Origin of the sequence: Moritella viscosa, from assembly GCF_900120065.1 — a bacterium.
GTDB classification, from domain to species: Bacteria; Pseudomonadota; Gammaproteobacteria; order Enterobacterales; family Moritellaceae; genus Moritella; species Moritella viscosa.
In genome coordinates this window covers 1-13024 of record NZ_FPLG01000101.1, presented here as the reverse complement: position 1 = coordinate 13024, position 13024 = coordinate 1, and the positions used below count along the sequence as shown (strand labels likewise).

General features: G+C 39.2%; 7 protein-coding genes. All 7 read right to left on the bottom strand.

The annotated features are described in order from the left end of the window. Positions 1-47: 47 nt before the first annotated feature. Positions 48-1979 (bottom strand): bifunctional diguanylate cyclase/phosphodiesterase, encoded by a 1932-nt coding sequence (locus tag BT797_RS15345; RefSeq protein ID WP_045111205.1) that lies wholly within the window; start codon positions 1977-1979, stop codon positions 48-50. Positions 1980-1984: 5 nt separating this feature from the next. Further along, a complete protein-coding gene (locus BT797_RS15340; protein WP_075472718.1) occupies positions 1985-2641 on the bottom strand; it encodes a transglutaminase-like cysteine peptidase in 657 nt (218 codons plus the stop codon). Positions 2642-2719: 78 nt separating this feature from the next. After that, positions 2720-3316 (bottom strand): OmpA family protein, encoded by a 597-nt coding sequence (locus BT797_RS15335; RefSeq protein WP_075472681.1) that lies wholly within the window; start codon positions 3314-3316, stop codon positions 2720-2722. Then, positions 3316-4728, bottom strand: a complete 1413-nt coding sequence (locus BT797_RS15330) for a TolC family outer membrane protein (protein ID WP_045111207.1) — start codon at positions 4726-4728, stop codon at positions 3316-3318. The genes BT797_RS15335 and BT797_RS15330 overlap by 1 nt, the downstream gene beginning before the upstream one ends. A gap of 37 nt (positions 4729-4765) precedes the next feature. After that, a complete protein-coding gene (locus BT797_RS15325; RefSeq protein WP_045111208.1) occupies positions 4766-6133 on the bottom strand; it encodes an HlyD family type I secretion periplasmic adaptor subunit in 1368 nt (455 codons plus the stop codon). After that, positions 6130-8307, bottom strand: coding sequence for a type I secretion system permease/ATPase (locus tag BT797_RS15320; RefSeq protein ID WP_075472680.1), 2178 nt, complete (start codon positions 8305-8307; stop codon positions 6130-6132). Before BT797_RS15320 ends, BT797_RS15325 begins: the two co-directional genes overlap by 4 nt. Before the next feature lie 45 nt (positions 8308-8352). Continuing rightward, a partial coding sequence (locus tag BT797_RS23470; protein WP_139292003.1) for a type I secretion C-terminal target domain-containing protein occupies positions 8353-13024 on the bottom strand: 4672 nt, incomplete at its 5' end.

The following is a 13024-nucleotide window of genomic DNA, read 5'->3' as shown; positions in this document are numbered from 1 at the left end:
TATTGTGGCAATATATGGGCTCTGCATTTTCACCATTAACTAAGCTGCTATTGAGCGTATACTTTTACATCTTGCGGCACTGAAATATAACCTTGATATCCCTCTGCACGTAACGGTTTTATTCTTTCAAGTTGCTGACGATTTTCTATCGCGGTAATAATCACATCAATATTTAATCCTTTACCAATATTGATCAACGCACGACATAATTCATTGTTCTGCTGATTATTACTATAAATAGATAACGATTGATCTAATTTCACATAATCAGGTTTCAATTGCTGTAAATAACTTAATGACCCCATTTGACGACCGCATTGATCAATACCAAAATTAGCCCCGTATCGACGAACAATCCCCGCTAATTGCGAACTTTCGTGAGGATTATTACTCGCGGCTGACTCGGTTATTTCAAAATAAATTTGGTCTGCGGATAACGTATTTTGTAAAAAATGCGCTAACCAAGAATGAAACGTCGGATCGAGCAAACTATCCTGAGTTAAATTAACTGCCACAGGTTCTTTATTTAGAGCAAGTATATTTTGCGAAATTAAGCTTTCTAATAAACAGCGATCAAGTTGACTGCCTAACGATAATAGCTCAACATACGGCATAAATTGCCCTGCTTTAACCTGTTGACCATCAATATTCAAGCGGCAATAAAGTTCTCGCTGCAATACTTCACCACTATCCATCTGTAAGATAGGCTGCCATTGAAATACAAACTGGTTATGACTAATTGCCGTTAATAGACGTTGGCGCCACTCTTCTCGGTTAAATTCATGTTGGCAATGGCTATCAAACCAGCTACTCATCTTATTATCGGTAAGTGCTTGTTGCAATGCATTATCCGCTTGAGCGAGTAATTCAGAAGGAGAAATCTCATCATTTCGTTCCGTTACCCCTATCGCGAAGTCACGATTAGGCATGCAACCAGCTTTAAACATCTCTTGATTAATTAAACGAATAAGCGCTTGTAAATAAGACGCTATTTGCTGATGATCACCTTTAGTAATTAAAAACGCAAATTCTGTATTTGAAATACGAGCAATAACACATTCAGCAACACCGGGTAATTGTTCTGTCATACGTAATGCGAGCACTCGAATACTTTCATCACGGACTTGATAACCATATTTACTGTGTACTTCATTCAGCCAGTCTAATTTGGCTAGCAACAAGCCGCCATAACTTGGGTCTGTTAACCAACTTGTGATTTGCCCTGTTAAATACTGTCTATTTGGTAAGTTCGATACCGCATCAACAAGATTGTCATGCTTTAAACTATCGACTTCGTCATCCAGAGTTTGAAATACTTGTTTAAGCTGTCCCGACATCGAGTTTATTGCTGTTACTACCAATCGTAACTCTGCAGTAGCAGGTAAGTCCATATCAGGGTTAAATACCCGCTGTGATATATCACTAGCATGGCTAGCAATATCATGTAACGGCTTAAGTAAATATTTAAGATGAAAATGTAATACAAAAATAGATATCAAAAATAAAAGAGAGATAATCAATAACGTATTATTCATTACCCGCCACAATTCACGATAACCTAATCCAGGATGCGCTTCTATTTTTAATTTTGCGAGTTGTAACCAACCCGATTGAATTAAACTTTCTTTGGTTTGAACCTCAAATAATCCAAGATCAATGAACCACTGTGGTACCCCTTCAACGACAATTGGATTTTCCCATGATTGCTGCTTTTGATCGGCAAGCCAAGTTAAATTAACCTTACGATAAAAACCACCCTCAAAAATGACATTTACCAAAGTCTCAACCGCAGCGATATCGCCCGTTTGTAAATGTGGTTTTAACATCAAACTTAATGATGTAGTCGTATTATTAAGTTCAGACTCCATCTGATTAGCCATGAAATCACGTGTTTCTGTAAATTGAAAATACACCAGACTCGACATTACTAAGACAAATAAACCAAATAATAATGAATAGATCTGTTTAAACAAGGTCATTAATTTTACTCCAAACTCAGCTTAGGTTTCATCATACTGGACACACCCATTCGCTGATTTAAATTACTCCAACGCTTTAATCGCTGTGATTTACCGGCCAAAATTCCTTGGCCCTTTTCTTTGTTCAACCATAATTGCTTACCGTTAAAACTGTATACAGGTAATAAATCATTGCGTTGATCTGCAGGCTTTATTTCGCCATCAATATTATCCAAAATTAATGGGATGGAGCCAGGTGTAGGATAATAAGCGACAACCATATGGTATTGATTTAGAGTCAATGACTTCACCATAGTGATACGCATTTTTTCATCTTCAATACCTACCTCTAATAAGCTAAAATATTTCGCAATAGCAAAATCCTCACAATCCCCACCATTAGCACCGATAAACTCCAATGGAGTAGCCCAATAATTTTCTTTTCCCCAAAGCTTAATATCATCAATAAATATCAACTGATTAAAAAAACCATTGACCTTATTCAGTTTATCTTCCAATGGAAGCGCCCTGCTTGATGCCATAATCTGTAGCCAAGTACGCCCTCTGAGAGCAGCTCTTTCACCATAATTTTTATCTAACGCAATAATAATGCCTTGATCGTTTAAGCGGGCAGTTGGATTTGCAGATAACTCCCATAACCAACTAGAGAAAAATAAAAATATAACGACTACACACTTATGACTCACTTTATTTGGCACTACACTAACCTGTAACAATATGACTATGAATAGATATAAGCATTATTTATCAACACTGTAAATATTCCATTTCATATCTTTAGTCGTGCTTTCACTCGTAAGCTCAGCCACAATACGTCTATTTTTGGCATGTGCGCTTTTCGTATTACCATCATCGAGTATCCGCTCAAAGCCATAGCCAACCGCAGACACTCTGGATGTCGCAATACCAAAATTATTCACCAAAATGTTCATCACAGCTTGTGCACGCTCTTGAGATAAACGCATATTTAATGATTTACTGCCTAATTTACTCGTGTGTCCTTCAATAACAACTTCAGTATCAAGGTGTTTTTTCATAAAATTGGCTAACGCTTCAATATCACCAAAATATCGTTTACTCACGACTGCCGAATTACTGGCAAAGTTAACTTTTAGCTCTTGCCTCACTTTATTAATAATATCAGCACCACAACCATAATTATCCACTTTAGAACCAGCAAAAGAAGCAGGGCATTTTTCTCTACTTGTGATAACACCATCGTTATCAGCGTCACTCAAATCCTGCAGTTGAATCTGTGTATTATCTGCCATATCAACAATAGGTGTCGTACATGCCATTAATAAAAATGACGAAATCAAAACAATAATATATTTCATTACTTAACGCCTCCAGCATATTCATCTTCACCCATCCAAATATCAGGTCTGGTTACCCGTAATGAATCTAATAATTGCCCTGTCGCATTTAATAAACGATAACGTGCAATTATTTCACTAAATTCTGCATCAACAAATTCTTTACGAGCTTGAAATAATTCATTTTCAGTATCAAGTAAGTCCAATAGGCTACGTTGGCCTAATTTGAATTGCTGTTCATAAGCGGCTTGTGAATCTTTCGATGCCACAACATGCGCTTGTATATAATATTTTTGTTCGTTTAATAGTTCATATGCATTCCAGGCTAAGTTATACCCTTCCGTCACCTGACGATGTGCAGTTTTATTTAGCTCACTTGCTTCTGTAATTTTATAAGCCATTTCCCGTGCGTACGCTTTATCACGTCCCCCAGAATATAAGTTATAAGAAAAGCGAACCATGGCGACTACGTCATTGTTATGACCGCCAACACCCGATGTGCCATTATGCCCATCTTCACCATCAAGATCGTTATTAAAATTAGCATCAACCTCAAACGTCACTTTCGGATAGTAATTTGAATTTGCTGCATCATATTGATAATGAGCAGCAGTAATATCATTAGTCGATGATTTAATGATTGGATGATTAGCTAATGCTTGGTCTAAACCAATGAGTCTATCTGCAGGTAATAAATCAGCGTCAGGTACCGGTACGATAAGGTTATCAGCGCGTTGCTCTGTCACACGGTAAAATTGTGCTTCTGCATCAAGGTAATTATTCTTTGCTGAAATAACATTAGATTGTGCTCGAGCCAAGCGACCTGTAATTTGAGAAAGATCAGCAATACTGCCTAACCCAGAATCTGTCCGTTGTTTTATTTGGCTATAAATGGTCTTATGCGTTGTTAAATTCTTTTCAGACAACACCAAGATCTGCTTTGTTTTTAATAAGTTAGTGTACACCTTCGTTACTTCTAGCGCTACGTCTTCCGCAGTACTGAATAACCGCCATTGCTCAGCACTCGTTTCATGAATTGTACGACTCACATCGCTTGATGTTTGAAAACCACTAAACAAACTTTGCTTTAAACTAATACCGAATTCACCACGGCGTAATTCTTCAGTGTTATCGTGATCATTGACATCACTCTTTCTCGTCCCCGGGCTGTTAGTATATTCATAGCCATAACCCCCAGTGACATCAATACTCGGTAAATGCCCAGATGAAGCTTGCTTAACCTGTTCTTCACGTACTTTAAATTTACTAAAAGCAATGCGGATCTCAGGGTGACTACTTAGCGTCAGCGCAACAGCCTGCTCTAACGATTGTGCATTTACCATCGTAGGGAAAACTATAGCTGAACACATTATCGCAGAATAAAGGAAACCCTTACAGCCTCTTTGTTCCGAGTGAAAATTAGTGGGGTTCATGTTATCTCCATTTTTATTATATCTTTTAAATAGCAATTTATAACTCCCTAAGTGCCATTGCTTTAGCCCTTAAAACAGGATTTAATATATATTCTAATACCGTACGTTTACCTATCATCACATCAACAGATGTCATCATTCCGGGAATTATTGGCATATCGTGATTCCCCTGAATATCAGAAATTTTAGTACGGACACGAATAATATAAAAACTATTACCGTCTTCATCCTGAGTTGTATCCGCACTTATGTGCTCAACAACCCCTTTTAACCCTCCATAACGAGTAAAATCATATGCAGTGATTTTCACCACTGCCGGTAAGCCTAGATGAATAAAAGCAATATCTTTCGGTTTTATTTTGGCTTCAATCAGTAATTTATCTTCAGTTGGTACAATCTCTAATAACACTTGGCCCGGCTGTACAACGCCACCCATGGTGGTGATATGCAAGGTTTTGATAGTACCAACTACAGGTGAAATGATTAGTGCTTTTTCTACCTTGTCTTTAACCCCAACTTGCGCCTCGGTAATACGTGAAAACTGATCTTGTAATTCATTTAACTGTTCTCGTGCATCTGCACGATAATTAAGTACCGCTTCACGACGCTTTAACACCGCTTCTGCCATCGCCGCTTTTAATTTCGGTACTAATAAACGAATAGAATTCAACTCACCTTTAATACTGTTAACACTCCGCTCTAATTTTAATAATTCCACTTCCGGTACTATGTTCTTTTCCGCTAAAGGTCGCGTCAATTCAATTTCCCGCAAAGCCAATTTATAACTGATTTCCAAGGTTTTTATTTTTGACTTTAATTCCCTGCTTTCTTCATGACGCTGTTGAATTTGCTGGCCCTGAATCGCAACCTGATTACTAAGACTATCTAACCCCGTCTGATATTCATCTTGTTGACGTTCGACAAGATGGGGTAAATTCTGATTTAAATCATCAGGAAATATCAAGGTTTTTTTGGCTATCTTAATTTGTAATTTCCAGTCTGGAACATCGGCAACCAAGATACTCGCTAACTCACTGCGCAAACGAATAATATCCGCCCGCAAGCTATCAACTTCTTGACGTTGTTCTGCTAGGTCTGCTCGAAAACGTGTATCATCGATTCTCGCAAGCGGCTGGTCTTTACGTACTACCATACCCTCAGTTACATATAGCTGTTGTAAAATACCACCATCTAAACTCTGAATAATCTGGATCTGCGAAGAAGGTACGACCTTACCCATCCCCGTTGCCACTCGGTCTAATTTTGCAAAGTAAGCCCAAATAATAAAGCTAAGTACAAATGCAGCCAATGCCCAAATAGTTAATCTGTGAACTTGAGGTGTTTGCGCTAACATAGCGCCGTACACATCATCGGCCATCTCTAAGTCTTTTTTACTTATCTTCATTGCACAGATCCCGGTGTCAGCAGCCCATTTTTCAACTTATTTAAAACAACCTCTTTACTGCCATCAGCAACCAAATGACCTTTATCTAATACTATAATCCGATCAACTAAGTGCAACAATTGCATTTTGTGAGTTATCAATACTAACGTGCGATCTTGCGCGATGACTTTCATAGATTGCAAGAATTGCTTTTCTGCCCGAGCATCCAAACTTGCAGTTGGCTCATCAAGTAATAATATTTGTGGTTCATTTAAGATCGCGCGCGCTAAGGCAATAGATTGACGTTGACCGCGAGATAATGCTTTACCGCCTTCTCCAACTTGCTGATCTAAGCCCTGTGAATCAAGATCTGTAAATATATTTACCCCAGATAATTGTACCGCGCGAATAAGCTGATATTCAGTTACTTGTTTAGCTCCAAACAAAATATTTTCGCGAATAGTACCGTGAAACAAGGTTATATCCTGTGGTAAATAGCCAAAGTTACGGCGTAAATCACTTGGGTGGATCTGCTTATGATTCATGCCATCATAGTGCAGGCTACCCATAGTCGGCTGGTATAAACCTAACAAGAGTTTCGCGAGGGTACTTTTCCCTGAGCCATTACGACCAATCACAGCGACTTTTTCCCCTGGTTTAATTGCTAAAGACAGCGGATATAAACTCGGTTTATCAATGTCAGGATAACTAAAACCAAGCTGTTCTAAAGTAATATTACCTTCAAGTTTACGACGACTAATCAAATGCGCTTTGTCTTCAAATTCATCTTCTTGCGCCATGATCGCATCAAGTTGACGCATGGCACTCATGGTTTGATTTGAGCGAGTCATTAATGAGGCTATTTTTGCCATCGGCGCTATTGCACGGCTCGATAACATAACCGCAGCAATAATAGCCCCCATCGAAATAGTATTATCCGCAACTCGATAAACGCCTAAGACCACCACACCGATTACCGACACTTGCACAATAAAACTTGCAATATTAGACACGGAATTAGTTAATACTTTAGATTTAAGCTGCCAGCTAGAGATATGACCAAGCATCTGCTGCCAGCTATTTTGCACCACACCTTCCGCGCCGTTAGCTTTAATCAGTTCTAAAACCGATAAACTTTCAATTAAATGGCCGTGCCGCAGGCTAGAAAATTTATTACTTTCTTCGATAGCATGACGTAAACGCGGCTGAATAAGCAAGGTATAACCTATGATTAATAAAGTTGCGACAACAGAAAATATCACGAGGTCTCCAGCAACAAGCCAGATAATAAACATGAATAACAGCGCAAATGGCAGGTCAACTAAGGCCGTTATCGTCGCCGAAGATAAAAACTCCCGCACACTATCAAATTCACTGAGCTGTTTGGCCATGCCTCCGACACTGGCGGCGCGTTTTTCTAACGGCATACCAATCACTTTAGCAAACAATTTAGCTGAGGTTTGTAAATCAATTTTCTTACCTGCGACATCAATAAGGTAACCACGTAATTGCTTCATAATAAAGTCAAATATGTAAGCAATGGTCGCACCAATCGCTAATACCCAAAGTGATTCAAAAGCTAAATTGGGTACCACTTTGTCGTACACATTCATCACAAATAACGGAGATGCTAACGCAAATAAATTAACCAAAATAGACGCGATAATAACATCACGATAAATCGGCGCAGCAGACGTTATTGTTTCCCATAACCAGTGTTTTTTAGTTTCATGTAGGTGTACATCAAAATCACGGTCACCATGATATTGCTGCTTGATCAAAAACAGATAACCAACATAGATAGCTTCTAGTTCAGCGATCGTTAATGATATTTCACCGCCAGTTTCAGGCATTGAGATAATTGCTTTGTCTTGACTAAAATCCAGTTCCTGCAATACGCAGGCTTTTTGATCTTTTAATAACAAAATACACGGTAATAGCATACCCGGTAATTCATTCAGACCTTTTTGACTGAGTTTAGCACTCAGGCCCGCACGCCCAGCCGCTTGTGGCATTAACTCGGGAGTAAGATTCGCTCCCGATATAGACAAGCCTGCTGTGAGCGCGTCAGCGGAACAAGGATTGCCAAAGTGCTCAGTGAGCAAAATTAAGCAATCCAGTAGTGCATCCTCAGTAACATGCAAAGAAGATTTGATTGTCCACTGTGTCTTATTTTCAGTTTTACTAGAGTCCACGTGTAATATTTCCCTCAAATTCCTTTAATAAACAAACCAGTTGATTTAGAAGATCAATGGATCTGCAACATCATCTAGTATGCTATTAATACCACTAGGACTGCTAATATCCACATTTGTATAAGCGTCTCTAAGATCTACGTCATCCAAAATAATCACTTGGCTGACTGCAGAACCTGCACCATCAGTGTGAATATTTATCGTTGTTGTAACGGTACCACCCGTTGCAGTAGCAAAACTAAAGTCAAGGTAATCATTAAGCTCTCCGCTATTTACACTTTGTAATAAATCACTAAGATCAAGCTTATCTTCATTTATATTAAAGTCGGTAATATGGTCAATGGCTGGTGCTTGCTCAGTTCCCTGATCACCATCCAACCAAACTGCGGTATCAATACCTGAGCCACCCGTTAATATGTCATTACCCGTACCACCAATTAATATATCATCATCAGCGCCACCGCTTAACGTATCTCCGCCATCTTGGCCCATTAATAAGTCATCGCCAGTACCACCATTGAGGATATCGACACCAGCACCAGCAACTAAGGAGTCATCACCCGCATTACCAATAAGCGTATCCGCATTATCGCCACCAAGCAGGATTTCATCAAATTCACCACCAGTGATAGTTGCACCACTGACTTTTTCAAATGTCACTTCAGCTTGATCATTTGCACCGCTATTATTTAATGTATAGTCGAAACTTACGTCATTGATGTTACTATCTGAAGCAACTGTAACCTGAACAGTCTCAAGCGGCGCACCATTACCAATAACCGTTGCATTTGTCTCATCACTGATAGATGAGATTTCAGCTGATGCCCCTTTGGTGTCGTTGTGCATTAATGCCAACGTAGGGATCTCTAATGTTGTAAAACCATTTTGGTTCGTTAGGATTAGATCTCGGTTAGCGTCAAGATTTGCTTGATATTCCAAATTGATCGTCATATTAAGCTGTTTACTATCACCATCGTTATCGACAATAGTGATTTGAAAAATATCTTGTTCACCAGTAATGCTTTTATCTAATTCAACGTTGTAGCTGTAATTTAAGGTGGCTAAATCTAAGGTCAGAGTTCCGCCTTTCACTGTTACAACTGATATTTCCGAGTTTGCATCACCTGGTTGATAAGTATAAGTCACACCATCGATAGTAATTGTTGATATATAGCCACCATCAGCACCTAAAGCAGCGCCTGCATTTCCACTTGCAGCCAGTAATGAAACGTTACCACTAAGAATACCGCTATCAATCGTACTTAATAAAGTATCAGATAGCTCTGCAGCTGATGATATTTTGATAGTATTTGGTTCACTCTCCCCGCTATCATTCGAATTCGGATAACCAATAGGATTTAATTCACTTAATGAAGTGTTAGCACCAATACCAATCGAAAATGAAGTGTCGATATTACTATTATCGAGGAAACCTTCCCAAGTTGCTTGCTCTGTAGTGTTAATGCCATGACTACCCGATGGTTCACCATCAGACATAAAGTAAACAAGTGATTTGTCAGCAGCATTACCAGCGGGAACTTGATAATTATCCATTACTGACTCGAGCGCTTTATCATAATGCGTACCACCACCTGCTTGAATCTGGTTTAAATAATCAATAGCCTTAAGTAAATCGTCTGCAAACCACTGTGATTTAGTCGTACTAGCACTAAAGGCTACGAATTGGACATTAACATTACCAACCTTATCGTACTCAGCAAGCATATTAGTTATAGCTTCTTTTGCTACTTCCATACGGGTACGACCAGAACCATCGCCTACTGACCATCCCATTGAACCCGATTTGTCTAATACAATGATTAGATTTACGGTATATGCTTCTGATGCGGCTTCCAGTGTCAGTTCAACATTGCTGGCTACAGGTGCATCATCAACAATATTAACATTGAACTGTGCGGCGGTTTGATGCCCACTACTTTGATCTGTCAATTCATAACTAATAGAATCAACGGTACCATTACCGGCAACTTGAACTGCATTAGTTAAGGTATAAGTATAATCGCCCGCTCTGTGACTACCATCATCTTCGACATAAACAGTTAATGAACCTTGATCCATGTTAACTGTGATACTTGAGCTAGAGCCTGCTGCAACCCCATCCACGGAAGTTATTACGGTTGACGCACCGATACCAGCGTCATTATCTAATAAATTACCGGTAAGAACTGTTGTAGACCCCCCCTCAGCAGTGCCATCTGTTAAGCCTGATTCAAATACAGTACCGCTATCATTAAATGCGGTTGAATCACCAGAATGTTCAATAGTTAAGGTTGCATCACTACTGTCACCATCCGAATCAACAATACTGTAATCAAATGTTTCATCTGGAATCACTCCGTGATCCGCAGGGATAACTGCGCCTGTCAATACAACGTCAGAATTATAGTGCTGGTATACAGAGATGTAGGACACTTCCGAACTAAATATTAACTCTTCAGATACTGTATTGTCAGGCTCTCCACTTATCCACTTTATACTATCAACGACATTACCGCTGGCATCATAACCATAAACACTGATGTACTCATTATTACTTAATTCAGCAAAGCTTAAATTCACTTTTTTAGTTGCAACACCTAAATCAAGTACAATTGATTCACTGTTACCAACCGTAGAAGAGTTGCCAGTACCAACGCCAATACCATTATTTGAAATATTTGAATGTGCAGTATTTGTCGCGTTATTAAGATTATTTGGGTTTAGCCCTGACTGAGGTGCATCACTCTGATAAACATTATAATTATCTGCATTAGTATCATTAAAACCGTAAACTGTAATACCCGCGTCATTCCAACTAGATGATTCTAAGTTTCCATTAGCAATAGCGGTATCAGCCAAATCAGAAGTGTACTGATAACTGCCATCATCATGAAAAATTATTGAACCATTAGCAGTATCCAGCGTTAATTCACCGTTAACTAAATTTTGGCCATTCACACTCGTTAAAGTAACAGTATCAGCACCTAATGTATCAGCACCGTCATCTTGACCACCTGCTCCAGTAATAACATTACCGTAAATCGAGCCACCGTAACCCACACTATCAACATCATCAACAGATACAGGGGCTGTATCTGTTACTATCACATCAAGTTCAACAGTGCTTGATGCGGTTTCATTCGCTCCGGTACCATTTGCTTCAGTTGAGGTAGCTGTAAAACTTAATGTATGCGTTGTACTATCATCTGTAGCCTGCCCATTAAATGTTAACGTAGCCAAATCCCAATCACTGATATCAATTGTAGAACCATCACTGGTGACAGAATTAGTACCATCACTGATAACGGCACCAATTGGCACACCACTCACCGTTATGGCGAGACTTTCTGAACCATCTAAATCAACCAAAGCTGCATTCACACTTGAAAGTGAAATATCAGTACCTTCGACACCTTCATTCAAGCGCACAGGATAAAAACCACCGTCATTATTATTATCAGTATAAGCACTATGCTGGCCATTTAACGAATTCACTTCGTTAATATCTGCATACGTTGGTAATACTGATAACTCTTGTGCTGCACCACCGTTAATTTTAACACTAACATCGTAAGAACCGACACTAGAAGCGTTATAAGCATACATCTCAAAGCTGTAATAACCAGATTCAGATGGTACAAATGCCGTCGATGTGTAATTCCCCCAGTTGTCAAATCCTTGAGAGAATACTTGTTCGCCGCCGATTTCCATATGGAAAGTATCGTCACGATAACCGGTAAACTCATAACTACTGCCCGCTTCAAGGTAAATTAAACCAGTAGCTTTAACTGCACTATCCGTGGCTAGGTTAATTGTTCCGCCTGCGTCAGTAAGTGATAGCAAATTCTCGGTACTGTCTGGTGTTTCATTCGCCAGAGCCTGTTCCATGTAACCAGCGTTACTGCCAGATACATCAGATATATTAAACGCCGTTACATTATTAAATGTTTCAACTAACAAACCTGCACCTTGAGGGGCTACATAATTTACAGAACTCACCACACCGCTTGATACTGTTAATATCGGTACATCGGCGACCGCTTCAACATTCACTGTTGCTGTGACTGAATTACTCCACTCAGCACCATCTGATACACTAAAATCAAAATCACTATAATCTTGTCCCGATTCATGTTCGTCATTCACAAAACGTAGATTATCAGCATTAATATCTGCAATAGATATAGTTTGACCATTTGTGACACTATTCCAACTCGAACCATCATATAATTGCAGCTCCCCATCACTTGGCAAGCTATCAATACGAATACTCACTAATGCATCATTGGCATCACTATCAGTGAAATTAAAATCACTTACACTCAGTATGTAAGGCGTATCCTCGATGGCATCGATAGTCATAGCACTAGTTGTTGGTGCAATGTTAATTTCAACAGTTTGCACAGCTGTCGCGCCAACATTAGCGGCGTTATCAACAATACGCATGTCGTAATCGAAATCTGCATTATGCGTTGTAGCTGTATCATCATGGCTCCACGTGGTGCCACTAATACTGCTCACTTCAACCCAAGTTGCGCCGTTATCTGTACTTATTTGTAGAGTTTCATCTGACTGTAGTGCATTAACTAAGCTACCATTAACAATTAGATTGGTATCCGTTGTTTTAAAGTCATTACTATCAAGGCCAGTGTCATCAGTTATCGCCGCAATTGTAATTGTGTTTACTGATACTGTTGTATCAAAAGTAACAGCATGC